Genomic DNA, 24,277 nt, shown 5'->3' with positions numbered 1-24,277 from the left:
TTTCTGGGGAATTTTCCGGGAGCAGTATCTGGACAAGAGCTTATGGTTCATCCCGGTGCTTTTGGGTCTATTAGGGGTAGTAGAGTCGATAAGAAGAGTTAAGGGTATTGGCTGGATGCTCCTTTTCCTGGTATTAATCTCCTCGATAGGGTTGATACTCTATCTGAACTTTGGAGATGGGACCAAGTCCAACCCCCTGACCGGAGAGATAGAGCGTTTAGAGGTCAGGGATAGAGACTACTTTTTCACCCCGGCATTCGTCTTTTTTGCCCTGCTAATGGGTTTGGGGATTTCCAGACTCATAAGTTATCTGGGCGAAGCTTTTACGAAGTTAGGCAAGTTAGGAACCAGGAGTTTTGTTTACGGGTTTTCGGCAATCTTTCTTTTTGCACCTCTGATGCCTTTAAATCGCGGGCTGCACTCTCCCAATAACCGGCGAGGCGATTATCTACCGTTCGATTATGCCTACAATATCCTTAGCTCCTGTGACCGGGATGCTATCATCTTCACCAACGGTGATAACGACACCTTCCCTTTATGGTTTATCCAGCAGGTGGAGAAATTCAGGACGGATGTTAGGGTGATAAACTTGAGCCTGCTCAATACGGACTGGTATATCCTGGAACTTAAGAATAAATGGAATGTCCCGATCAGTTTAAGAGACGAGCAGATAAAGTGGGTAGATACCAGACGCCCGGATGGCACCATCATCTCCCTTCCACGGGAGACGTATTACGACCCCTTAAGAGGAACTAACCATTACCTTTTCAGCTATTATGATGAGAAAAACAAAAAACTAATCCGGGTCCAAGACCTGATGATCGAGAATATAATTATGACGAACCAGTGGAAGTACTCCATAGTTTTTTCCTCCACCGTTCCTCCGGATGGCAGAATAAATCTTGATACTCACCTGAAAAAAGCCGGTTTTGCCTTGAAACTTGTGCCGGAGGAAGGAAAGTTAATGTATGATGTGGACCTGTACCATAAGCTCTTATGGGAGGTCTACAAGTACCGGGGTTTAAACGATATGAAAGTCTACAAGGATGAAAACGCCATTGGAATGCTGATCAGTTATCCGGAGATGTTTATCGAATTGAGTAATGTCTATTTAACCGGTGGAGATAAAGGAAAAGCCATAGCTGAGCTGGAAAAAGCCGTCCAGGTATATCCGGATTATTACCGTACCTATTCGATCTTAGCTGATCTGAACAGACAGGAAGGAAAAACTCAAGAAGCTGATGCCCTTTTGAAAAAAGGTGAGGAACATCTCAGAAAGCTGTATGACTCAAATCCCCAGCTTTTGTATCTTCAGTATCTGGGCCTGTTCTATATTGGTCAGAGAAGAATTCAGGATGCAGAGAATACCTTTTATCAGGCTTATCAGATAAGCCCGGATAACGACATCAACTTCCGGGCTCTTTCGGACCTCTATATTATGAACAAGAAATATAGCCAGTCGCAAAAAATCCTGGAGAGATGGGTGCAGGACCATCCAAATGACCCCACCGTCAACGATGTCCTGCAGAAATTAAGAAACATTAGATAAGTTTCTAATGATGCTTCAATGTATCCAATCTTAAAAGGAGGGCCACAATGCGCTACAAAAAAAAAACATTATTGCAATTGTTTACGACTTTGACGGAACGTTATCCCCCCAACCAATGCAGGAATATGCAGTGTTGCCGGAACTCAACATTAAACCCAAGAAGTTTTGGGAGGAAGTTGCCAGGGTATCGAAGAGAACAAACGCTGATCAAATGCTTTGTTATATGCGATTATTGATAGAGAAAGCCGAAGGAGCGAAGGTAACGTTCAAGGATACCGATTTAAAAAAGCTTTCAGGGGAAATAGATTACTTCAAAGGAGTTAAGACACATTTCAAACAACTTAGAGACTACGTCAAAGCGAGAAGCAAAGGTCAGGCAAACTTGAGATTCTATTTGATATCTGCCGGATTGAAAGAAATACTTGATGGAATACCCATAAGAAAACAATTCGAGAGAATATTTGCATCTGAATATCATCATGATCCGTACGGAAAACCACTCTTTCCGAAAGTCCTGGTCAATGACACAATAAAAACACAGTATCTGTTTAGGATAAACAAAGGAAGAGAGTTATTGCATGAGAGGATTAACGAACATATGGCAGAGGAGGACAGGCCAATACCATTCAGAAATATAGTTTATGTCGGAGACGGCGAGACTGACGTACCTGGTATGACTGTAACCATTAAGAATGGTGGTCATGCAATAGCTGTATATAAACCTAAAAAGCGCAAGGCGAAAGAAACCTGCATAAATTTGCTTAGAGATGGGAGGGTTAATCATATAGCACCCGCAGATTTCAGAAAAAACTCTCAATTCATGGAAATCATGCGGCTCACCTTAGACCTGATTATTCATGACATTATTTACTCAAAATCCCTGTACAAACAAAAAAAGATTCTAAAGAAAAGATAGAATAGGCGGTCCTTAGAACACGGGAGTCGTAAATATTTATTTAGGCAGTTTGACCTCTAACTTGCCATCCTGTGAACCTTTTTCATGAAAAATAGTATAATCAAAATTTAATTCGGATAATTCTTTTTTAGCAGGCAATTCAACAGTAAAATCAAAATTATTAGGTCTGGATATTAACCATTTTGTAGTATCACTATAATATCCTATAAATTGATTAAGTCTATAACTCCAAGTTTGTGGGTCCGATAAAGAGTCATATGGAGTCCAACCTGAAGATTTGAAGTTAAATTTTTTAGGGACTTTTAGAATAAAATTGTTCTTTTCAGAAAATTGATCACCTTTGTTCAATATAGCAGGAATAATATGTATTTTATTACTATCAACCCTTTCAGCCTTATCTTTGAATAATATTAGATTTGGGCTTCTAGAGATTTCTTTCTCCCAACTTGCTTGAGTCTTTTTTAGGAGCTGTAGTTGTTTGTCACTGGCTTCGACGATTTCACTTAATTTCCTTTCATAAGAGATTAAGCTATTTGAAAACAAATCCACATCTTTTCTCAGCCCACCGATAGACGAGCTTAATTCCTTTTGCTGGCTTTCAACTACGTCTGTTAGATCCCTTATAGTAGAATCAAACTTATCGACACTCTGAGGTAGGGCTTTCATTTTATTCTCCACACTGGCAAAAAGTGTATCAAAATTTTTAAGGTGATTTTCAACATTAGATGAGAATTTTGCAGAACTCTTAAGATTCCATATACTGAGGCCTAAAGCCAGTACCAATAAAACTAGTTGTACGACTCGAAAAACAGTGTCCCATCTGTTTGCAGACTTGGGAAACATCCACTCTTTTTCCACCTCTGCTTTTTGGGATTTATTTTCTGAATTGTTTTCAAGTTCCATTTGTAAATTACCTTTGTAGTGTTTTAAGAATATTTCTAAAAGTGTTTCCATTATCTCATATTTTAAATTAATACCTTTCTATTAGAATGTGCAAGAAAAATTATTGTACGCCTACCATATTTTCAGGTTGGGCTAAAGTGGTAGGGGCACGACATATCGCGCCCCTACCTTTTACACAAGGTAAACCCACGTTGCCCACAACGTGGGTTTAATGTTTTCGTTCAAACTGATATTAGCCAGCTCTTTTTAAGCTTCGGGATGATAACATCCCACAGAAGCAGACTACTTATTTATGGTTTTGAGCTGTCGCTTACTAAGAGAACAACTTAATCGCCGACTCCAGCAGAAAATAGAAAACCCCAGCAGTCAAAGCTGCTCCGGGAATGGTCAAAAGCCAGGCCCAGACGATTTTAATAGTGATTCCCCAACGTACCGCGGAAAGACGTTTGGCTGCTCCAACCCCGGAAATGGCTCCGGTGATGACATGTGTGGTGCTAACTGGCACACCCAGATGAGTAGCCGTGAAAATGCTAATGGCACTCGCAGTTTCAGCACAAAAACCATCAATTGGCCTTAGTTTGGTTATTTTCTGACCCATGGTCTTCACTATACGCCAGCCACCTGACAGGGTTCCTAAAGCTATAGCGGCATGTGCACTCAACACCACCCAGAGAGGTATGTGAAAGGTCTTGATAAGTCCAGCCGAAAACAACAAGCTGGCTATAATCCCCATAGTCTTCTGTGCGTCATTCCCTCCGTGACCCAGACTATACAGACAGGCTGAGACTAATTGCAAACGACGTGACCACTTATCAATGGAGGCAGGGGTCTTTTTATGTACAATCCAGGTGACTATGACTATGAAAATCAGTCCTAAAACTAAGCCCAGGGTTGGCGCAAGAAAAAGGAAGATAATGGTCTTGGTCCAGCCGCTGAGGATGATGACTTTAAAGCCGGCTTTGACAATGGCTGCTCCAGCATAGCCACCGATCAAAGCATGGGAGGAGCTGGTAGGTAGTCCCAGATACCAGGTGAAAAGGTTCCAGCTAATTGCGCCGATCAATCCCGCGAATATGAGCCTTGGCGTGACCACGCTGATATCGATCATCCCCTTGCCGATGGTTGTAGCTACCGCGGTGCCGAAGATCAGAAACGCCACGAAATTAAAAAAAGCCGCCCAGACCACAGCCTGGCGGGGTGTTAGAACCCGGGTGGAAACAACCGTAGCGATGGAATTAGCCGCATCGTGCAGCCCGTTGGTGAAATCAAAAGCCAGAGCAACCAAAATAATGAAGATGACAAAGATTAAACTTAACATACGAGACCTGCTCTATTTGACAAGTATCCCTCCTTTGGAGTCTGGCTCGTTGGACTGGATGCGGGCACGATTTCCGAGCCATCCTGAATTTGCATTCGCCTGATCAAATCTTTCAGTACCTAAGCATTTTTCACCACGATACTCTCGATCACATCGGAGATATTCTCACAATGGTCAGCCGCGGTCTCCAGTCTTCCGTAGATCTCCTTCCACTTGATAGCCATTCTCCAGTCGGGCTCCTCGTCCAGCAGTTTGCCTACCTTCGCCTGGGTGATCTGGTCTGCCTCGTTTTCCAGGCTGTTTATCTCCACACAGAAGGGATGAAGGTTTCTGAAATGCTTGAGATCGGAAACCGCTTTTTCTATCTCCACTGTTGCCTTATAGATTATGTTCACCAGCTGGATGCACTCCAGGGTCGGTTTTTCGATTTTGAAATTTAACAGGCGGCTCGATATCCCCTCGATCGCATCCAAAACGTCATCTAACTCGCTGGCAAGCTGGTGAATGTCTTCCCGGTCCAGTGGCGTGACGAAGGTTTTGTTCAGACTGTCAATGATCTGATGTATGTTCCTGTCGCCATCATGCTCGATCTCTTTTATATCTCTTACCTTTCTTTCCACGTCCGTGTAGTTCTCCACTAAGTCTTTTAAAGCCTCAGCTCCCTTTAGAACGCAATGGGCTAACTCCTTGAGCATCCCGAAGAACTTGTCTTCCCTGGGCATAATTCCAAACATGATTCTCCTCTCTTTCACTTCTGTAGTTGCCCGATTCATCGGGCTAATTTGCTTGATAAATCAAGCAACTACAATTTCTATGTAGTTGCCCAATTTATTGGGTCCATTTGGACTCGATAAATCGAGCACCTACAAACCTCAAAAATGTTTCCTGACCAATTCTCTAAACTCCTTAAAAACTTTGAGTTTTCTTTTCCCAACAAAAGCCAGAATCAGCTCCACATACAGCCAGAAGAGATAAACCCAGGTTATCTCCTCCCTCAGAGACGGTATTACAAATTGTGTAAACCACAGGCCAAAAAGGCCCAGAGCCTCGTACCAGCGGAACTCCATATTGGCTAAAAGGACCATCCCCAGAGCTGATTGAGCAATGGTCAGGAAGATCTCCACTTTCTGATGAGAATCAAAATGGATAACCGAGACTTTTCCCGCACTTATGGAATAGACGATCGGGATCATCGCCACCAGCACGGTCCACTGGTTGATATTGGAGGAGATCATATTCATCAGAGCCATTGGGGCTTTTTTTACGGTCCTTGCCCAGTTAAAAGCAGTGACCTTTTCCGGGAACTCAGACAGAAAAGGGGAAACCCACTGGATGAAGACGAATTGAGATACCCCCAAAAAAGTTGCCAGGGCTAACATACTACGCAGGAAAGGCTCTGCCACTAAACAGAGCCAGACCCCGCCAATGATGAAAAGAAAAGCTATGGAAAGGTCTCTTCTCAGCGGTTTCTGGCTTAAGATCCAGCGGGGTATCCTGCCTGCTTCTTCGATTTTCTCCTGATCCTGAGCAGGGATCTTCCTTAAAATATATAGATATCCTACATACATCAGAAAAAGTATCACCGAATCGAAAAGCGAAAGGGTGCCTTTTAGAACTATGATGACAAAATATAGAATGGGCGGGAGAAGCCCTAAGACCTCAACTGCATGCTCGCCGTCCAGCTTTATATTTAAGAGCCTTTTCTCCCCGGGTTTTCTTTTTCTGAAGAAAACTGTGGTGAAATAGATCATAGGCCAGCCCAAGCCCACCAAAAGGCGCAAAGAACCAGTGAAATTGGCAGTAACCAGGTGAACTTTCTGTGGATCAGTCCCTGCCTCCCAGGCAATGACTGCCTCCACTGCGAATTCAGGCAAAGTCTGCAGCCAGGCTAAAATAGCTAAGGCTAAACCCTGGGAGAATAAGAACTGGGCCGCCTCAGCTGCCCAGCCGATGACTAAAGCTGATAGGAGAATTGAAGGGAAGGTCCAGACAGCAGCTAAGGCTTTAGCTTTAATTGAAGCGGCAGTGGTGATTGTTTCTTTTAGCATCTTGAGATTCTATTTTTCCTTGAAGTTAAACTTATCCGGGGAAGCAATCCCTCCGGACACAAAAAACTCTATCCCCTCTTCCACTGATATATCTAAAAAGGTAACCTCATCCTCTTTAAAAAGAAGTGTCCAGCCAGTGAAGGGAGTTGGGGTTGAAGGGATAAAGACCGCTAAAAGCTCTTCGTTTTTAAAATTAACCCTATTAGTAACAAAACCTAAGGCAAAAATTCCCTGTCTGGGGAACTGGATCAGAACAACCTGCTTGAATCCCCTTTTATCTGCAACCGTCAAGCTTTCCACTAATTGCTTGGCAGGTCCATAGATTGTTCGGATAACCGGGATTTTGTTGAAAAGAGATTCTGCATAAGAGACCAAACGCGAAAAAATCAGGCTGGAGGCAAAAAGTCCGGCAAAGAAAATAAGGATCAAGGTGGCTAAAAGCCCGGTACCAGGGAAATTAAAACCTATAAGTTTATTGATTAAGGGAGAGAGAAGCCCGTCCAGACCTAAAAATAAGAAACGTAATACCAGATAGGTGATAATCAAGGGAACGATGATCAGTACGCCGGAAAGAAAATAGTTTCTTAGAGCCTTTACCATTTTATGTCAGGAAAAAGTTACCTCCCATATAATTCCTTCTAAGTTATTCTTTTTCATCTTTTTGTCAACTAAATTTGAACAAAAAATTTCTGTTAGTCGGACAGGGGGTGGCACCCTCAAACTTGTTTGAGGGTGAAGAGAGGTTGTCAAAACATCCACAAAGCAGGTTTGTGGAAACCACACGATCGACCCTACAGGAAAGGGCAGGGAGAGGTTTTTTGTAGAGACGCATCGCATGCGTCTCCCTTCTCGTCGAGGATGTCATCATCCTCGACACAATCTGAAGCCCTGGCGGATGATAACATCCGCCAGGAGCGAAGTGTGGCACTCTCAAACCCCGTTGTGCTTGCCAGGTCCCCTGACCTGGCAAGTTGACATTATGAATCTTCCCCGACGAGCACGTATTTTTTTCTTAATTTCAAAATATTTATCTAAATATTGGCTGAATTCTGCTTGACCGTCCCTCTAAATAAATATCTCTAACATATATATATCTCTATATATTCTATTTCTTGTCCATATTTGGTGGACAAGTGTCTGATTCCACAAATTATGGAATCAGGTTGTCCATATTTGATGGACATCCATTGTCCATCTTTGATGGAACTGGTCTGAATCTGCCGACGACGACGGGTGGACGGGTGGCACCCTCAAACTTGTTTGAGGGTGAAGAGAGGTTAACAAAACATCCCCAAAGCAAGTTTAGGAATGCCACACAGCAATTTATATATGAACTGGTAGGCCTGTAGGTCAACCATCCGAAGGTAGTTGACTAATCTCTGGGCGAGGGAACCTCGCCCCTACCAAACAAAATCTGTACTCCCCTTTGCCCGCAAGGTGGGGCTATAGCGTACCCACGTTGAGGGCAACGTGGGTTTACCGAGTTCGTAGAGACGCATCGCCATGCGTCTCCAAAAATTTCGTAGCCCGACGAAAATCAAACGTCCGGGATAAACCCGGACGCAACAATCAATACTTAAAAACCAGCGCTGCCTGGGAGGCAAGGTTGAGGAAGGGATTGGGGAAAAGGCCAACTAAAATGACACCTATGATACAAATCAACAAAGCCAGTTTTATCCCGAAGGGCAAAAAGATTTTCTCTCCGCCTTCTTTCTTATTAAAATACATCTCCCTTATCACGTCCACATAGTAATAAAGCGAGATCACGCTGGTCAAAACCGCTATAACCACTAACCAGATCAGATTTTTTTCAATCGCAGCAGCAAAAAGGAAATATTTCCCCACAAATCCAGCTAAAGGAGGAATTCCCACCAAGGAAAGTAGGAAGATCATCATCAAAAAAGATAAAGTCGGAGAAGTCCGGGAAAGACCTGAATAGTCTTTTATCTCAGAGGAGCCGGTTTGAAGCTCAAATGCGATTGCCACCACAAAGGCGCCTAAGTTGGCAAAAAGGTAAGCTAAGGTGTAAAAGGCAACTGAGGAGACTCCTCTCTCAGATATTGCCACTAAACCGACTAATATGTATCCCACCTGGGCAATAGAGGAATAAGCTAACATCCTTTTGATGTTGGTTTGAAGCAGAGCGATTATATTCCCGATGATCATACTCAAAGCCGCTAAGACCGCGACAATGGTGACCCAGTCCGGATTATAGACAGAAAATGATTCAAAGAAAACTCGTAAGAAAGCCACCAGACCTGCGGCTTTGGACCCAACTGAAAGAAAAGCGGTGATGGGGGTAGGTGCGCCTTCATAAACATCCGGCGCCCACATATGAAAAGGAACCAGAGCCAATTTGAACCCGAACCCGGCGATGAAAAATATAAAGGAGAGGAAAAGACCTGGACCAATCGGACCTATCTGCAGATAATCGACCATCAGTCTGGTTTTAATCCCCAGAAGAAAAGTGGTTCCGGTTATACCGTAGATTAAGCTGATGCCATAGAGCAGAATGGCTGAGGAGATTGCCCCTAAGAGCATATATTTCAACCCTGCCTCTGCGGATTTTCTATCCGGTTTTAAGTAGGCAGCTAAAACGTAAAGCGGGATCGTAACCAGCTCCAGGGAAACATATAAAAAGATTAGCTCCCTGGCAGATGAAAGAAGCATCATCCCCACCGTAGAAAAGAGAATCAGGCCGAAGAACTCGCCCTTGAAAGCTCTGAATTTGGCTACGAAGTCAATGGAGACTGAAATTGCCAAAAATGCAGACAAAAGGAAAACCAGTTTGAAAAACAAACTCAAAGAATCATAAGAATAAGCCTTTCCGAACATCTCTCCCTGGGCTGAGAAGAAAAGCAGGATGATCGTAATTAAAATCCCTAAAAGCGAAAGGTAACCTAAATTCTTTCTCTTCTCCTCTTTTAAGAAGAAATCGACTACGAAAATTAAAATCGCCCAGAGGAGGAGAAAAACTTCTGGAAAAATCGGCATGAAGTACAATCAAACCTCCGAAAGACATTTGGTAGTTATTGGTTCATAGTTCATGGTAAAAAATTAACCGGTTACCAGATGGACGATATTTTCTAAGGTCGCCCGAATCATATCAGCTAAGGGAGAAGGGTAAACCCCGACTCCGATCATCAGGATGGCAAGAGGGATAACCGTAAATAGTTCCCTGCCGCTTATCTCGGTTAAAGCTTCCCATTTGGTATTGAAAGTTCCTAAAAACATCTTCTGGATCATCCGCAAGAAGTAAGCTGCTGTTATCACCACGCCTAATACCGCTAAGGCAACTATCACCTTGAAGACCGGGAATGAGCCGATGAAAACCATAAATTCGCTTATGAAACCTGAAAGACCCGGCAGCCCTAAGGAACCCAGACAGAATAAAATCATTATCCCCGAATAAACCGGGATTTTTATCCATAAGCCGCCAAAAGCATCTATGTCCCTGGTATGAGCCCGGTCATATAAAACCCCGACTAACAAGAACAGGGCGCCAGTAATCAGCCCGTGAGAGAACATCTGGAAAACGCAACCGGAAACGCCGGTAACTGTCAGGGCAGAAATACCAAGTATGCAGTAGCCCATATGGCTGACTGATGAGTATGCCACCATCTTTTTCAAATCTTTCTGAGCCATACAGACCAGGGCACCGTAGATGATATTGATTAAAGCTAACAAAGCTAAAGGTAAGGCATAATATAAAGCCGCCTTTGGGAACATCGGAAGGCTCACCCTCAGAAGTCCGTAGGTTCCCATCTTTAATAAAATTCCAGCCAGGATGACTGAGACTGCTGTGGGTGCCTCAACGTGAGCATCCGGAAGCCATGTATGGAACGGGAAAATAGGGACTTTGATGGCAAAAGCCAGGAAGAATGCAACAAAGACTATAAGCTGAAACCCTCTGCCTAAAAGAGGTGCCTGGGAGATAAGCTCCATCATATTCAGGGTATGAGGCTGGGAGGTAAAATATAAAGCTAAAATCCCGATCAGCATAAAAACGCTTCCGAAAAGAGTGTATAAAAAGAACTTGATTGCCGCATATTCCTTTCTGGGACCTCCCCAGATCCCGATCAGAAAATACATCGGGACCAGCATCACCTCCCAGAAGATGTAAAATAAGAAGAAATCCAAAGCCGCAAATACTCCCATCATCCCGACTTCCAAAAGCAGGAAGAAAGCGAAATACTCCTTCACCCTGAAATTTATGTTAAAGGAGGCGATTACCGACAAAAAGGACAAAAGCGCGGTTAGAAAAAGCATCGGCACTGAAAGCCCGTCTGCTCCTAAAAAATAAGTCACTCCTAAGGAGGGTATCCAGTTATGCTTTTCCACAAACTGCATAGCTGAGGTCGAGGAGTCATAATGGGCTAAAAGGAAAAAGGAGAGGACCAGAGGGATGAAGGAAAACAATGCGGATGCCCAGCGAATGGCCTGAACCTGCTCCTTCCTTAAGAGCAGCACTGCGATTATTCCCAAAAAAGGGATGAAGATCATATAAGAAAGTATTGGAAAGTTCATATCAGCATTTTCCTCCTGATTTTTTTTTCATTTAAAAAATCTTCAAAAGAATGATCAAGACGATCCCGAAAAAGATGATAAAGGCATAATTCTGTAACTGCCCGGTCTGAACCCTTCTTATGCCTGCACCGGTTCCCCTGACCACGTACCCTAAACCGTTGACTGCCCCGTCCACGACATAGGTATCGAAAAGCTCCCAGAACCAGGATAAGAACATGGTGAAATTCCCGGCCGCATTCACCAGCCAGTCTATGACCCCCTGGTCGAATTTTTTGAACAGGAAATCGGCCAGCTTGAATAACGGTCTTATGATGATGGCATTGTAAAGCTCATCAAAATAATATTTGTTGTATAATAACTTGTGAATGGAAGAGAACCTGTCCTTCAGCCTTTCAGCCGAGATCGTCCCCTTGTAATAGATGACGTAAGCTAAATAGATCCCGGACAAAGCCACCAGAGTGGCAACTATCATCAAAATAAGGTTCGGCTCTAAATGATGGACCTCGTGATGATAGACAAAAGAGGAATATCCTTTTGAAAACCAGGGTATTCCCACCCATCCAGCGAAAATTGAAAGGAAAGCCAAAATCACCAGGGGAACTGTCATCACTTTCGGGGACTCGTGCGCATGCTCGAATTTGTGCTGGTCTCTTGCCTTTCCATAGAAGGCGATAAAGCACAGCCGGAACATATAAAATGCGGTCATAAAGGCAACTGCCAGACCAACCAGCGCAAAGATCGGGCTTTTGTTCCAGGCAAGGAGCAAAATCTCGTCTTTGCTCCAGAAACCAGACAAGGGGAAGATTCCGGCTAAGGAGAGGGACCCGAGGATAAAGGTTATGGCAGTAGTCCGCATTTTCAGATATAACCCTCCCATCTCCCAGATGTCGTTGGTGTGCATCGCATGGATCACGCTTCCTGCTCCCAAAAACAGGAGAGCTTTGAAAGAAGCGTGGGTCATTAGATGAAAAGTCCCGGCAGTGTAACCTCCCAAGCCTAAAGCCATAATCATATAACCAAGCTGGCTTATGGTAGAATAAGCCAAGACCCTTTTTATATCGTTTTGCACTAAAGCAATGGATGCAGCTAAAAAGGCGGTAAATGCTCCAATGATCGCTACGACCAAAGATGCAGGAACAGAAAGCGCATAAATAGACATCAGCCGGGCAACTAAATATACCCCGGCAGCGACCATAGTTGCCGCATGGATTAAAGCGGAAACCGGAGTAGGACCTTCCATTGCATCCGGCAGCCACACGTGCAAGGGAAACTGGGCAGACTTACCTACTGCTCCTCCGAAGATCAAGATGGCTGAAAGAGTCAGAAGAGCAGATGAGATGGCACCTGATTCAACCTGGTGGAATGCCTCCTGAAAATTCAGGGTGCCAACCGTGGTAGTCAAAAGGAATATCCCGACTAAAAATGCTAAATCACCTGTCCTTGTGGTGATGAAAGCTTTTTTGCCTGCATCTGAGGCGGTCTTTTTCTCAAACCAGAACCCGATCAGAAGATATGAAGTTAGTCCCACTAATTCCCAGAAGATGAAGATCTCAAAGAAATTGTTAGCTAAAACCAGACCTAACATCGAGAAGGTGAATAAGGATAAGAAGGAGAAATAGCGAGAGAATCTGGAATCGCCTGCCATATAGCCCACTGAATAGATCTGAACCAGCATCGAGACGACCGTCACAACCATTAGCATTACTGCAGTCAAAGGATCTATCAGCATTCCTGCCTCGACTATAAATCCGGGCAGGTCTAACCAGTTAATCTTGAATTCCGAGATCACAGGATTCTGAAGAACTGTGACCAAGACTATGCAGGATAGCACAAAAGATATAGCGACAGCTCCAATGGAAACCAAGGATGACAACTTTTTATTGTGTATGGTGAAAAATATGATAAAAACAAACGAGAGTAACGGAAAAAAAGGAATCAGCCAGCTATACGGTAACATAGAATTTTATTTACTCCTTACCATTTCATTATATTCACTTTGTCCACCTCCACCCCCTTATGCTGCCTGTAGATCAGGATGATTATCGCCAGACCAACAGCCGCCTCTGCTGCTGCTACGGTGATTACGAAGATGGAGAACACCTGGCCGGTTAGCCCTTCAGGGTTTATGAATTTAGCAAACGCCACGAAATTTATATTCACCGCATTGAATAAAAGCTCGATCGCCATCAAAATCCCGATGGCATTCCTGCGGGTCAAGACCCCGAATATCCCGATGCAGAAAAGCAGAGCGCTTAAAGATAAATAGTGATATAAAGTCAGCATCCTACTCCTTGCGCGCAATTATTATCGCGCCGATCAGAGCTGCTATTAAGACTAAAGAGACCACCTCAAAAGGCAAAACATAAGTGGTCAAAAGAGATTTTCCAATAGAGACAGTTGATTGTTCTTCTATTCCCTGGGTGCTTATCCTCCAGCTCGTGCGCCTTAAAACCGAAAGGGTAACTATTAAAAGCGTGCCCACGATTATGAGTCCTGGAATTACCTGTTCATTAGATTGCCTGATACTGGGACTATAAAGCTGGGCAGTCAGCATTATGGCAAAGATCAAAAGAACTGTAATTGCCCCCACGTAGATTAAGACCTGAACTGCAGCCACGAACTCGGCTGAAAGCAGAACATATATCCCGGCAATTGAGAAAAAGCAAAGGACTAAAAACAAAGCCGAATGAAAGATATTCTTCAGGCTCACCACCATAAAGGCAGAGCCCACGATCAATCCTGAGAGTATGTAAAAAATCGCTGTTTGTGTTCCGTTTTCCAGACTTAACTCCATTTATTATATTTGAAACCTTTGCCGATCTCGGCTAATCTTTCCTTTTTATGAGTAAGCTGTTTTTTATCGAAAGTCGAGAACTCGTATTTTGGAATCATTTTGATTGCATTGAAGGGGCAGGATTCCTCACAGATCCCGCAGTAGATGCAAAGACCGGCTTCGATCACGAACTCATCTGGCACTCTTTTGCCTTCCTCGTCCTTTTTCTGGGTGATCTGAATCGCCCTGACCGGACAATTGCGCATGCAGATCAAGCAGGCAGTGCAGTTTAACTTGCCGGTCTCAGGGTCAGAAAGTAACCCCACCATACCCCTGGACCGCTCCGGCATGGTCCATCTCTCTTTAGGATATTGAAGGGTTATGGCCGGTTTGAAGAAATACCTTATGGTGACCTTCATCCCTTTTAAAAGGTTATAAATTCCGTCAAAAGTTCTTTTGATGATGTTCATACTTTTAAGCTAAAAGCCCGGTTAAAATTAAATTTATAAAAGCTAACGGTAACAAAAACTTCCAGGCAAACCCCATTAACTGGTCGACTCTCAGGCGAGGGAAGGTCCATTTGAACCACATTATCACGAAAACCAAGAAGAAACTTTTTATAAAAAACCAGATCCAGGAGGGTAGAAGCGGCCCATTCCATCCACCCAAGAAAAGGGTGGTGGCAATGGCTGATACCAAGAAGAGGTTGGCAAATTCGGCAAAGAAAAACATTGCAAACTTCATCCCTGAATATTCTATATTGAAACCAGCTACTAACTCCTGCTCAGCCTCAGGTATGTCAAAGGGCACCCGGTTAATCTCCGCAATGGCTGCGACGATATAAATCAAAAAACCGACCGGCTGCCTGAAGATGTACCATTCCCAGATATGCTTTTGAGAATTCACTATGCTCTGCATGCTCAAAGTCTGGGACAAAATGACCACCCCCAGAATCGACAGGGTCAAAGGGACCTCATAACTTATGATCTGGGCAGCTGAGCGGAACCCTCCGAGAACCGAGAACTTATTGTTTGAACACCAGCCTGCAGTTAAAAGCCCGATAACCGTAAAGGTGGTTATAGCCAGTATATAGAGAATCCCTATGTTCAGGTCTTTGACTATTAGCCCTTTACCAAATGGAATGCAAATATAAGCCATAAAAGCCGAGACAAAAACTATGATCGGAGCAATAAGAAATCCGATTTTATCTGCAGTTTCCGGTGTAGTATCCTCCTTTAAGATTAATTTTATCGCATCGATAATCGTCTGCAGCCAGCCGTGCCAGCCGGTGCGCATTGGTCCAAACCGGGACTGCATATGCCCGGAGACTTTTCTTTCCCACCAGACCAAAAACAGGACCGAAAGAGACATAAAGGCAAGAATTATCACCGCCACCACCAGCATACTCAGAAGCTCAAAGATAGAATGGGGGATACCCCAGTTTGCGAAAAGGCTTTCTCCCCACAGGTAAATATTCTTAAAAAGCTGGCCTAACTCTAACATATTTTTTATCTGTCAACCTCTGGCAAAACCACGTCCAAACTTCCGAAGATCGCCACCAAATCAGCTATTTTCCAGCCGCGGGAGATGATAGGCAAAACTGTCAAGTTGGAAAAAGAGCCGGTTCTGATTTTCACCCTATAAGGTTTGGGAGAGCCGTCTGAGACTATGTAAAATCCCATCTCTCCTCTTGGAGCTTCAATCCTTAAGTAAACCTCTCCGGCTGGAGGTTTGAAAACTGCTGGGATTTTAGTCTTAATCGGACCCTCAGGTATACTCTCTATAGCTTGTAGCACAATCTTAGCAGATTCCCTCATCTCCTTTATCCTGACTACATATCTATCCCAGACATCCGAGTTTTCACCTGTCGGTATTTCAAATTTAAACCTATCGTAGATCGAGTAAGGCTCATCTTTTCTCAAATCCCACTTCAGCCCTGTTCCGCGCAAAGATGGACCTGTAACCCCGTTCTCGATTGCTGTTTTTTGATCTAATAATCCTACGCCTTTTGTCCGGCTCAGGAAAATCGGGTTCTGGGTGAGTATATCCTCATATTCATCCACCCTGGGCAAAAAATAATTGACGAACTCCTTTGCTGCAGGCACAAATTCAGGCGTGATATCCCTGGATACCCCTCCTACCCGCATATAGTTAAAGGTCATCCTCTGTCCGCAGACCATCTCAAACAGGTCTAGAATTTTCTCCCTTTCGCGGAAGCAGTAAAGGAATGGGGTTATGGCTCCCAAATCTAAAGAGAACGTTCCCAGCCAGATCAAGTGGCTAGCGATTCTATTCAGCTCAACCATTATTATTCTGATATATTCAGCCCTTTCCGGGACCGGGACATTGGCTAATTTCTCAATTGCCATACAAAAAGCCTGGTTGCAGAACATCGAGGAGACATAATCGATCCTGTCAGTATAGGGGATATATTGATAATAAGTCCGGTTTTCAGCGATCTTCTCCATAGAGCGGTGCAGATAGCCCACGTGAGGAACCATATCCAGAACCACCTCACCATCCATCTTCAAAAGCAGACGCAGTACCCCATGGGTGCTGGGATGCTGGGGTCCCATATTGACGAAAAACTCTTCAGTATATATCTCTGATACCTGTTCGTTCATTTTATATCCGGCAGTTTTAGAAAATCTTTTCCGGTCCAGTCTTTTCTCAAAGGATACCCCTCGTTCCAATCCTCAGGCAAAAGCAAAGGTCTTAAATCTGGATGGTTTTTGAATTTTATCCCGTAAAGTTCTGCTGTCTCCCTTTCATACCAGTCAGCTCCTTTCCAGACAGCGGTAACAGATTCAACCTCTGGATTATCTTTGGGCAGTTGAACCTTCAGGCTCATCTTATGCTTGTTGGAAAACGAAAACAGAAGGTAGACCATCTCAAACCTGTCAGGATAATCAGCCCCTGACATACAGGAGAGCAGATCAAAGCTAAGCTCTTTTGATTCTTTGACGAACAGGCACACGTCGAGAAGTGAATCTTTCTCCACAACAAAAGTAGGCTCAAAGCCAAGAATTTTAGCTTCTTTTAGCTTATCCGGAAATTTCTCTGTGAGTATTTTTTTAATCTCTTCTGGACTCATTTATTTCTAAGCCCAATCCTGAATTTTCTGCTTTTTTATCTTCTCCTGCAGTTTCAAACAGCCTTCCATTAAAGATTCCGGACGAGGAGGGCATCCAGGTATATAAACATCCACCGGGATTATATGGTCAACCCCTTTTTCCACGCTATAGCAGTCATATCTAAAAGGACCACCGCTGATAACACACCCACCCATAGCGATAACGTATTTCGGCTCAGGCATCTGGTCATAAAGCCTTTTTATGCGTGGAGCCATTTTTTTGGTTAAAGTTCCAGCCACAATCATTAAGTCTGACTGCCTGGGTGAGGCTCTGAAGAACATCCCGAAACGGTCAAAATCGTACCTGGATGCACCTGTTGCCATCAGCTCGACTGCACAGCAAGCAAGTCCGAACAAAAGATACCACATCGAGCTGGCGCGCGCATAGTTCAGCACATCGTCTAATTTTGCAGTTATGATAGCACCGCCCGGCAGCTTCTCCACGTAAACCGGGATTTTATTCATCACACCCATTTCAAAGCTCCTTTTCTCCACACATAAACTAATCCGAATATAAGGATAGCGATAAATATTAACATCTCAATGAAAGCAAAAAAACCTAAGCTCTTGTAGACCACAGCCCAGGGGAATAAGAAAACCACCTCGACATCGAAAATCACGAAGATTATGGCAAAAAGATAATACCGGACATTAAACTGAATCCACCCCTGCCCGATTGGCACCTCACCACATTCGTAATTTGCCTGTTTGACCGGGTTTGGTTTATACGGGGCAATAAGTTTCGAAAGAAGAAAGACAAAAAGGACGAAAACCACCCCGAATACCAGAAAAAGTCCTACAAAAGCATAATCGCTTGGCATATTAATTAAACAGGATAAAATTAGTCTTGATTATTGATAACATCTATGATACGCAAAAGGCGTTAAAATATATGAGGTTTCTCCACACAAGTGAAATCCTTCACAAGTAAAATTCTTAGTAAAAAACACCAAAAAAACTTTTTGTCAAGTCATTTTTACAATTTTTCGCCCTCTCCTCTTAGGAGAGGGCAAGGGTGAGGTCACAAAAGTAGAGACGCATCGAATGCGTCTCTGCAGATGTAGGTCGGGTAGCTAACGCAACCCGACCTGCCTTCTACTATCAACAACATTTGATCCCTCCCTACCCTCAAGGTGGGACGACCGACCCATGTTGAGGGCAACATGGGTCTACCTGTTTGAAGGAGTTCGTAGTGTGTAGCGTCCCGTATTAAGGCGGGACGAGAAAAACATCCGGGATAAACCCAGACGCTACGTGCTGGTAAAACAGGCATTTCCTACGGATCCGTTAATAGGACCTGCTTGTTCCCTCTGGTCAGAGAGCGAAGCCTGGCGCCCTACGGGCGGGCTGGCTCGTAGCCACAGGAATGTCTGACCTACCTGTTTAATGCAACCTGTAGCACCTATAGGGGCACGGCGCGCCGTGCCCCTACAAAAAAACGCCGAATCCTCATTGACAAAATATAATAAAATATTATCTTATTTTTGAAACTAAGGTTCTTTATTCCGTCGGGTCGGGGGACCCGACTGGCACGCAGGATACCGGATATATTATTCACAGCAGATGAAGCAGATTAAGCTGATATAATAGGAGCGCATCAGCTTGCTGATGCAAAAAAGCAAGAGCAAGCTCTTGCACTCCAATCAGCTTAATTCTCAATAATCAGCCTCAAGGTCAAATTCGACTGTGAGGTAACTTCTAACTCCAGGAGGGCAAGATGCTTTTGAGAACAGTTAGTCATTGCGAGTTCCCTGCGGGAACGAAGCAATCCGTTTACTCTTGTTCTTGCGGGAATTGGAATTCCCGCAAGAGGGCGGTTCGGGAAATCCAATTCCCGAACCAACTCAGGTCTTTATTTATCCTTTTCCTCTTTTTACTTTTATCCTTCACCCCATTCAATAACCCTTATTCCCAAACTCTTCACCCCAACCCCGATTCCATCCCCTTCGCCCCAGCGGTGAACTATAGTGTAGGAGGTGATCCTTTTTCTGTTTTTTGTGCGGATTTAGATGGGGATACGGATTTAGACCTGGCAGTGGCAAATAGGTATAGCGACAATGTCTGTATCCTTTTAAACTTAAGCAATTATGCTCGTCCAGATTCTTTTTCCTTGATCTTCCCGACAAATTATGACTCTGTCAAAACACCTGTGACTCTTTCCTGGCAGAAATCTATCGACCCTGACCCGAATGACACGGTTCGCTATGGTTTATATCTCAGCCGTTCTATTGTCTTTAACCCTGACTCGACCATAATCATTGACAGCCTGCTGGATACTGATTTTACAGATAGCCTTGGAATTAAGAATTGGTATTGGGAAGTAAAAGCCTATGACAAATGGGGAGCGGTAAGGTGGTCAGACCAGACCTGGAGTTTGTATGTTTATCTGTGCGGAGATTGTAACGGGGATGGGTTTATCAACGTAGCAGATGTAGTCTATGCAATAAACTATCTATTCAAGGGTGGTCCTTCGATGAAACCATTGGTCGCAGGCGAGGTGAACTGTGATGGTAAAGTTACCGTTTCTGACGTGGTTTATACGATAAATTATCTGTTCAAAGGAGGACCCAAGCCCTGTCAGGGTTGTCCGTAAAAAAGTTCAAGGGTTTAAGGGTTTAAAAGTTCAAAGGGGGAAAAAAATGGTAGAACAGGCATCTTGCCTGTTCTGGTCAGGGAGGGATGCCTGACCCACTAGAACTGTAGGGGCGACCCGGCGGGTCGCCCCTACATCCAATAATTCATTTGTAACACTGCAAAAATCTTCTCAATGACCGGTCATAGGTTTTTTCCACCTCTTTGGAGAAAAAGCAGGCAGGAAGCTCTTTTGACTTCTGGTGGTATCTGAGACATTCACAGCATTTCCCTTTTCTTTCACAAGGCTCATAAGTGCAGGTGCAGAAGGCTAAATTATCTTTTAGATTGTCACATTGTTTCATTATGACTCCTTCTTGATCGCAAGGCTGGGAGCCCTGCTTACGAATCTAGATTTCGGCAGTCCCGCCTCATTATGTACCTGCCAGGTCCCCCGACCTGGCAGGTTTATTCCGTCGGGTCAGGGGACCCGACGGTCACAAAAGACGAGACGCATTCGATGCGTCTCTACACTTTTTTGTCAGCTCAGTCCTCCTGAGGCGGACGACGACCACGGGAAAAACATATTCACAGCAGATGAAACAGATTAAGCAGACAATGAATAGCCGATCATCAGCTTAATCCAATTAATCAGCCTCAAGGTCAAATTCGACTGTGAGGTTTTTATTTACCTTCCGAAAAACATAATCGCCCTGTCTGTTACCCTCCTTACCCTCAAGGCGGGATCAATACCAATGTTGGGGGCAACCTGGGTCTACGGGATTAGTAGAACAGACATTCTTGTCTGTTCATAGATGTCAGAGAGGAATGTCTGACCTACCTGTTATTATAGGGCGGGGGAACCTCGCCCCTACATTCAGAATACGTTCACCTGGATTTTGGTTTCTTTTTCTGCCCTCTCCGCTATTTTCTTTAATACATCTTTTGGAACCTTTTCAATACCTTTATCCGGAACTGGGCGGTCGCAGGTGTAGATCTGGACCTTATCCGGCTGTATCTGTTTTAATCTTGAAATCCACTCATTTACTTCCTCGTCCCTTGTATTATCGACTCTGCCTTTGACGAAGATGGTCTGGATTATTATCCCTTTCAGTTTTTTCAGGTTCTCGACGGTTTTCTCATAACTTAAGGTTTTGAAAGGATGGTTCAACTGCCTCCAGGTTTTCTCATTGCCACAGTCTAATTTCATTATCCTGAGATCTATTTTCTCTAAAGCTTTTCTTATCTCAGGCCGGTCCACAGTTGAGGAATTTGAAAGAATGGTAACCTTAACTTCAGGAACATACTCATCCCTCACCTTCTTGACGATATCCACGATCTCGGAGAAATGAGGATGAAGAGTCGGCTCGCCATTCCCGGAAAAGGTGATATAATTTATATTTTTGTCTATTTTCAGATAATCCTCCAATGCCTGTTTTACCTCTTGAGGAGTGGGCACCTGGTCGGTCTCATCTTTCAGCTCTAAAGTATGAACATCGTCAAACCCGTAATGGCAGTAAATGCAATTAAAAGAGCAATATTTTTTATCAGTGGGTAGGAGATTTATCCCCAGGGAAAACCCTAATCTTCTGGAATCAACCGGACCATAGATTATCCCTTTTTTTAATGGCAAAACGTTCATATTATTCTCTATACTGACTTACGGGAAATAGCACCCTTAAACTCGTTTGAGGGTGCCACCCTTCCATTGCATCTCAATTGTACTAAATAAATACTATGGTGAACTAAAGTCAATAAAAAACCCCAGCCTTGTCAACGCAAATTAAAGATGTCAGTCCCGATTAATCGGGATAGTTGTAAGTTCATTTTTCTTTTGTCCAGAAACAGAACCAAAGGATTTTATCCTTTCCTTGGATATAGGTTTATGTTTCAGTTTTTTGCTCTGGTAGAAGATATTTATGGAGCCGTCCAGATGTTCGTGCACCTCTACTTTCGTCTTGAAAAAGCTTAACCTATATTCATCCGGCAGTATTTGAAAGAACTTCCCCTTATAACTTATGGTGTTATCTGCAGCCACAGTCCTTTCCTCTTTTAAACAGAAGATATCCTTTAACTTTAATCCCTTAGGTACTGGTCTATAGGCAGGGTCAGGTTCTTTGGCCCATCGGGAAAACCTCCGGTTGTGTTTGGGAATAAACTCCTGGGTTAGATAGCGATTGGCTTCCTCTAAACTGGAGATGTTATGTAATCTTAGCTCAGAGCAGAGCCTATCCTGTAACACCCCGAACTTCCTCTCAACCCTCCCCTTGGCCTGAGGTGAATAGGCGTAGATCATCTTTATACCTAATTCCCTTAAAGCCCTGCTAAATTGGGTATAAGGATATTCCCCTTTAAGCCGGTATTCTCCCTTACCCCATCTGTCAGCACAAACGCTGCCCCGGCCACCTTACTGGTGGCATCATCTACACCCCCAATCAGATAAAGCCTTGTCCGCCTCGGGCGGATCCCCTCCAGCCAGTCAAGATCCGAGGTGTCAGATTGAACCATCTGACCCTCTCTATAAGAAGGCTCCCTCCACTGCCTGTGCCTGGGATAGCTCTTCTTCTTGATATAAGAACCCTTCTCCAACAATATCTGCCTCACAGATTCCCTCGAAACCCTTATCCTCTCCTCGCTGTTCAAATACTCTGTCATATGGGTAAGATTAAAACCTCGGTATTTGGTCTTGTAAAGCTGACCTATCTTATCCTTCACCTTCATAGTTATCCAGCGAGGACTCTTCTTACCCTTGCTCCTGTGAATTACTCCCCCTCCTCCCTCTCTCTGAACTCGTGCCTTTATCCGGTATATCTGTCGCTCGCTTAACCCTAAAAGCTCTGCCGCCTCCTTGACCTTAAGGTACTCCTCAGTTACTTCCGAAATTACTTTATACCTCTGGGCCTCTTCCCTCGTCAGGTTTAACATCCTAATCATCCATATGGACGATTATAATCCTAAAACGGATCCCCAGGACCTGACATCCTCTATTTGCAAACTACTGACATTATTATATGGCAAAGACAGAAATATAATCAATAATGAAAAGAAATGACTGATGACGAATGACGGATAAAAAATGCAGGGGCTGGGTTACCCAGGCCCTGATTATGTCATTGCGAGGAGTCTCGCCACAGGCGGATGACGAAGCAATCTACACACTGTCGACGGATTGCTTCGTCCCTGCAGGGGGACTCGCAATGACCAAGTAAATAAGCGGTAAACCTAACTTGCACTCAAGAAGAGCAAACCTATCCTTTGTAATTCTGAGGGAGCGAAAGCGACCGACGAATCTATAGGAGATTCTTCACTTCGTTCAGAATGACACACGAATATCGGTTTTACCTAAATCACCTCTAAAATCGCACATTTCAGATATTCGGTCTCCGGCATGGACAGAAGGATAGGGTGGTCTTTTGCCTGGGTGCGGAATTCGATCAGGCGGAGGGTCTTATGGGCATCTTTGGCGGCTGATTTAAGCATCTCCATAAAAAGGTCTTTGGAAAAATTATGCGAGCAAGAACAGGAAATTAATATCCCCCCTTTGTCCAGAAGTTTCAGACCTTGGAGATTAATCTCTTTATAGCCTTTCATACCCTCAACCAATTTGCTTTTGCTTTTCACAAAAGCCGGTGGGTCTAAGATAACCATATCGAATTTTTCACCCTTTTGTGCTAACCCTCGTAAGACCTCGAAGGAATCCCCTTTTACAAAAGTGCAGAGCTTATCGACCTCATTTAACTTCGCATTCTTCTGCGCCAGCTCTAGACTTTTCTCGGAGCTATCAATTGCCAAAATCCCTTTTGCTCCGTTCTTAGCTGAAGATATTCCCCAGGCGCCGGTGTAACAAAAACAATCCAGTACTTTTCTTCCTTTAGCATAAATCGCACCCATGAGCCGGTTTTCCTTCTGGTCAAAGAAAAAACCGGTCTTCTGCCCTTCTTTTAAATCCACAAAGAATTTCAAGCCAAACTCCTCGATCAGAGCTGGATTTTCGATATCGCCTTTGACGATCTTTACCCCCTGCACCAGACCCTCCAACTCTCTAAAAAAGGTATCGTTCCGCAAAACTATCCGCACTGGCAGAAATAACTTCTCGCAAGCCTTGATTATTTCATTTTCAAATCTCTCCATCCCTAAAGTCAAAATCTGCAGGACCAAATTCTTCTCATATTTATCTATGATCAAACCAGGTAAAAAGTCGCCCTCAGAGTAGACCACTCTGTAGGATGAAAGCTGGGGATAAATCCTATGCCTGTATTTTAAAGCCTGCTCCATCCTTTTGAAAAAGAAATCCTGATCTATTTTCTGATCCTTCTCATAGGTCAAGACCCTGATTGCAATTAGAGAATGGCGATTATAATATCCTTTTGCCAGAAAGCCACCTCTGGAGTCATGCACTTCTACAACTTCCCCTTCCCCTTTTGCTTCTATGGGTTCATCAATCTCGTTAGAAAAAACCCATAGATGCCCTTCTCTTATCCTTTTATCCTCACTCTTTCTTAATCTTATCTTTTCCAAAACCTGACCCTCTTATCAGTT

The 24,277-nt window shown here is 43.9% G+C and carries 24 protein-coding genes; 3 read left to right on the top strand and 21 right to left on the bottom strand.

The genetic code is table 11. From position 1 onward, the window contains the following. Positions 1-1,549, top strand: a 1,549-nt coding sequence (locus MUP17_03425) for a tetratricopeptide repeat protein (protein ID MCJ7458028.1), incomplete at its 5' end; no start/stop codon positions are given. A gap of 130 nt (positions 1,550-1,679) precedes the next feature. Further along, on the top strand, positions 1,680-2,465 hold the full coding sequence (locus MUP17_03420) for a haloacid dehalogenase-like hydrolase (GenBank protein ID MCJ7458027.1): 786 nt from the start codon (positions 1,680-1,682) through the stop codon (positions 2,463-2,465). A 36-nt stretch (positions 2,466-2,501) separates the two neighbouring features. On the opposite strand, the gene MUP17_03415 is transcribed toward MUP17_03420, so the two are convergent. From MUP17_03415 to MUP17_03340, 16 genes are all read right to left on the bottom strand, one after another. Then, a complete protein-coding gene (locus MUP17_03415; protein ID MCJ7458026.1) occupies positions 2,502-3,419 on the bottom strand; it encodes a hypothetical protein in 918 nt (305 codons plus the stop codon). Positions 3,420-3,681: 262 nt separating this feature from the next. Continuing rightward, positions 3,682-4,686, bottom strand: coding sequence for an inorganic phosphate transporter (locus MUP17_03410; GenBank protein MCJ7458025.1), 1,005 nt, complete (start codon positions 4,684-4,686; stop codon positions 3,682-3,684). Positions 4,687-4,805: 119 nt separating this feature from the next. After that, complete coding sequence (locus tag MUP17_03405; GenBank protein MCJ7458024.1) at positions 4,806-5,420, bottom strand: DUF47 family protein; 615 nt, start codon at positions 5,418-5,420, stop codon at positions 4,806-4,808. Between the two features lie 138 nt (positions 5,421-5,558). Then, complete coding sequence (locus tag MUP17_03400) at positions 5,559-6,734, bottom strand: hypothetical protein (protein ID MCJ7458023.1); 1,176 nt, start codon at positions 6,732-6,734, stop codon at positions 5,559-5,561. Between the two features lie 9 nt (positions 6,735-6,743). Further along, positions 6,744-7,334 carry a DUF502 domain-containing protein gene (locus MUP17_03395; GenBank protein MCJ7458022.1) on the bottom strand — a complete coding sequence of 197 codons (591 nt, stop codon included), beginning with the start codon at positions 7,332-7,334 and terminating at the stop codon, positions 6,744-6,746. Positions 7,335-8,303: 969 nt separating this feature from the next. Next, positions 8,304-9,728, bottom strand: a complete 1,425-nt coding sequence (locus MUP17_03390) for an NADH-quinone oxidoreductase subunit N (protein ID MCJ7458021.1) — start codon at positions 9,726-9,728, stop codon at positions 8,304-8,306. A 63-nt stretch (positions 9,729-9,791) separates the two neighbouring features. After that, entirely contained in the window at positions 9,792-11,261 is a 1,470-nt protein-coding gene (locus MUP17_03385; protein ID MCJ7458020.1) for an NADH-quinone oxidoreductase subunit M, read from the bottom strand. A gap of 31 nt (positions 11,262-11,292) precedes the next feature. Next, positions 11,293-13,218 carry an NADH-quinone oxidoreductase subunit L gene (nuoL, locus tag MUP17_03380; protein MCJ7458019.1) on the bottom strand — a complete coding sequence of 642 codons (1,926 nt, stop codon included), beginning with the start codon at positions 13,216-13,218 and terminating at the stop codon, positions 11,293-11,295. 17 nt (positions 13,219-13,235) lie between these two features. Continuing rightward, a complete protein-coding gene (gene nuoK / locus MUP17_03375) occupies positions 13,236-13,541 on the bottom strand; it encodes an NADH-quinone oxidoreductase subunit NuoK (GenBank protein ID MCJ7458018.1) in 306 nt (101 codons plus the stop codon). 4 nt (positions 13,542-13,545) lie between these two features. Further along, positions 13,546-14,055 carry an NADH-quinone oxidoreductase subunit J gene (locus MUP17_03370; protein ID MCJ7458017.1) on the bottom strand — a complete coding sequence of 170 codons (510 nt, stop codon included), beginning with the start codon at positions 14,053-14,055 and terminating at the stop codon, positions 13,546-13,548. Beyond that, positions 14,046-14,504, bottom strand: coding sequence for an NADH-quinone oxidoreductase subunit I (locus MUP17_03365; GenBank protein MCJ7458016.1), 459 nt, complete (start codon positions 14,502-14,504; stop codon positions 14,046-14,048). Before MUP17_03365 ends, MUP17_03370 begins: the two co-directional genes overlap by 10 nt. A 4-nt stretch (positions 14,505-14,508) precedes the next feature. Then, complete coding sequence (gene nuoH / locus MUP17_03360) at positions 14,509-15,537, bottom strand: NADH-quinone oxidoreductase subunit NuoH (GenBank protein MCJ7458015.1); 1,029 nt, start codon at positions 15,535-15,537, stop codon at positions 14,509-14,511. 5 nt (positions 15,538-15,542) lie between these two features. After that, complete coding sequence (locus tag MUP17_03355) at positions 15,543-16,658, bottom strand: NADH-quinone oxidoreductase subunit D (GenBank protein MCJ7458014.1); 1,116 nt, start codon at positions 16,656-16,658, stop codon at positions 15,543-15,545. Next, complete coding sequence (locus MUP17_03350; protein MCJ7458013.1) at positions 16,655-17,128, bottom strand: NADH-quinone oxidoreductase subunit C; 474 nt, start codon at positions 17,126-17,128, stop codon at positions 16,655-16,657. The genes MUP17_03355 and MUP17_03350 overlap by 4 nt, the downstream gene beginning before the upstream one ends. A 6-nt stretch (positions 17,129-17,134) precedes the next feature. Next, the gene (locus MUP17_03345; GenBank protein MCJ7458012.1) at positions 17,135-17,632 is read right to left on the bottom strand and encodes an NADH-quinone oxidoreductase subunit B; all 498 of its coding nucleotides are present in this window, start codon (positions 17,630-17,632) and stop codon (positions 17,135-17,137) included. After that, positions 17,632-17,988 (bottom strand): NADH-quinone oxidoreductase subunit A, encoded by a 357-nt coding sequence (locus MUP17_03340; protein MCJ7458011.1) that lies wholly within the window; start codon positions 17,986-17,988, stop codon positions 17,632-17,634. The genes MUP17_03345 and MUP17_03340 overlap by 1 nt, the downstream gene beginning before the upstream one ends. 896 nt (positions 17,989-18,884) lie before the next feature. Here MUP17_03340 and MUP17_03335 point away from each other — a divergent pair. Beyond that, positions 18,885-19,760, top strand: coding sequence for a dockerin type I repeat-containing protein (locus tag MUP17_03335; GenBank protein MCJ7458010.1), 876 nt, complete (start codon positions 18,885-18,887; stop codon positions 19,758-19,760). Between the two features lie 145 nt (positions 19,761-19,905). Here MUP17_03335 and MUP17_03330 read toward each other — a convergent pair whose 3' ends face one another. From MUP17_03330 to MUP17_03310, 5 genes are all read right to left on the bottom strand, one after another. Further along, a complete protein-coding gene (locus tag MUP17_03330) occupies positions 19,906-20,103 on the bottom strand; it encodes a DUF6485 family protein (GenBank protein MCJ7458009.1) in 198 nt (65 codons plus the stop codon). Positions 20,104-20,615: 512 nt separating this feature from the next. Then, complete coding sequence (locus tag MUP17_03325) at positions 20,616-21,380, bottom strand: radical SAM protein (GenBank protein ID MCJ7458008.1); 765 nt, start codon at positions 21,378-21,380, stop codon at positions 20,616-20,618. Positions 21,381-21,530: 150 nt separating this feature from the next. Further along, a complete protein-coding gene (locus MUP17_03320; GenBank protein MCJ7458007.1) occupies positions 21,531-22,034 on the bottom strand; it encodes a hypothetical protein in 504 nt (167 codons plus the stop codon). A 17-nt stretch (positions 22,035-22,051) separates the two neighbouring features. Continuing rightward, positions 22,052-22,663 carry a helix-turn-helix domain-containing protein gene (locus MUP17_03315; GenBank protein MCJ7458006.1) on the bottom strand — a complete coding sequence of 204 codons (612 nt, stop codon included), beginning with the start codon at positions 22,661-22,663 and terminating at the stop codon, positions 22,052-22,054. Positions 22,664-23,080: 417 nt separating this feature from the next. After that, the gene (locus MUP17_03310; protein MCJ7458005.1) at positions 23,081-24,256 is read right to left on the bottom strand and encodes a class I SAM-dependent rRNA methyltransferase; all 1,176 of its coding nucleotides are present in this window, start codon (positions 24,254-24,256) and stop codon (positions 23,081-23,083) included. Positions 24,257-24,277 lie beyond the last annotated feature (21 nt).

Source organism: Candidatus Zixiibacteriota bacterium, assembly GCA_022865345.1.
Lineage (GTDB): Bacteria > Zixibacteria > MSB-5A5 > MSB-5A5 > RBG-16-43-9 > RBG-16-43-9.
The sequence above is the reverse complement of the archived record's forward strand: the minus strand, read 5'-3'. Positions and strand labels throughout refer to the sequence as shown.

Bases quoted from the DNA above. Each gene is read 5' to 3' on its own strand.
- MUP17_03415 (MCJ7458026.1), bottom strand. From the start codon at position 3,419: ATGGAAACACTTTTAGAAATATTCTTAAAACACTACAAAGGTAATTTA.
- MUP17_03410 (MCJ7458025.1), bottom strand. From the start codon at position 4,686: ATGTTAAGTTTAATCTTTGTCATCTTCATTATTTTGGTTGCTCTGGCT.
- MUP17_03405 (MCJ7458024.1), bottom strand. From the start codon at position 5,420: ATGTTTGGAATTATGCCCAGGGAAGACAAGTTCTTCGGGATGCTCAAG.
- MUP17_03400 (MCJ7458023.1), bottom strand. From the start codon at position 6,734: ATGCTAAAAGAAACAATCACCACTGCCGCTTCAATTAAAGCTAAAGCC.
- MUP17_03395 (MCJ7458022.1), bottom strand. From the start codon at position 7,334: ATGGTAAAGGCTCTAAGAAACTATTTTCTTTCCGGCGTACTGATCATC.
- MUP17_03390 (MCJ7458021.1), bottom strand. From the start codon at position 9,728: ATGCCGATTTTTCCAGAAGTTTTTCTCCTCCTCTGGGCGATTTTAATT.
- MUP17_03385 (MCJ7458020.1), bottom strand. From the start codon at position 11,261: ATGAACTTTCCAATACTTTCTTATATGATCTTCATCCCTTTTTTGGGA.
- nuoL (MCJ7458019.1), bottom strand. From the start codon at position 13,218: ATGTTACCGTATAGCTGGCTGATTCCTTTTTTTCCGTTACTCTCGTTT.
- MUP17_03370 (MCJ7458017.1), bottom strand. From the start codon at position 14,055: ATGGAGTTAAGTCTGGAAAACGGAACACAAACAGCGATTTTTTACATA.
- MUP17_03365 (MCJ7458016.1), bottom strand. From the start codon at position 14,504: ATGAACATCATCAAAAGAACTTTTGACGGAATTTATAACCTTTTAAAA.
- nuoH (MCJ7458015.1), bottom strand. From the start codon at position 15,537: ATGTTAGAGTTAGGCCAGCTTTTTAAGAATATTTACCTGTGGGGAGAA.
- MUP17_03355 (MCJ7458014.1), bottom strand. From the start codon at position 16,658: ATGAACGAACAGGTATCAGAGATATATACTGAAGAGTTTTTCGTCAAT.
- MUP17_03350 (MCJ7458013.1), bottom strand. From the start codon at position 17,128: ATGAGTCCAGAAGAGATTAAAAAAATACTCACAGAGAAATTTCCGGAT.
- MUP17_03345 (MCJ7458012.1), bottom strand. From the start codon at position 17,632: ATGAATAAAATCCCGGTTTACGTGGAGAAGCTGCCGGGCGGTGCTATC.
- MUP17_03340 (MCJ7458011.1), bottom strand. From the start codon at position 17,988: ATGCCAAGCGATTATGCTTTTGTAGGACTTTTTCTGGTATTCGGGGTG.
- MUP17_03335 (MCJ7458010.1), top strand. From the start codon at position 18,885: ATGCTTTTGAGAACAGTTAGTCATTGCGAGTTCCCTGCGGGAACGAAG.
- MUP17_03330 (MCJ7458009.1), bottom strand. From the start codon at position 20,103: ATGAAACAATGTGACAATCTAAAAGATAATTTAGCCTTCTGCACCTGC.
- MUP17_03325 (MCJ7458008.1), bottom strand. From the start codon at position 21,380: ATGAACGTTTTGCCATTAAAAAAAGGGATAATCTATGGTCCGGTTGAT.
- MUP17_03320 (MCJ7458007.1), bottom strand. From the start codon at position 22,034: ATGATCTACGCCTATTCACCTCAGGCCAAGGGGAGGGTTGAGAGGAAG.
- MUP17_03315 (MCJ7458006.1), bottom strand. From the start codon at position 22,663: ATGTTAAACCTGACGAGGGAAGAGGCCCAGAGGTATAAAGTAATTTCG.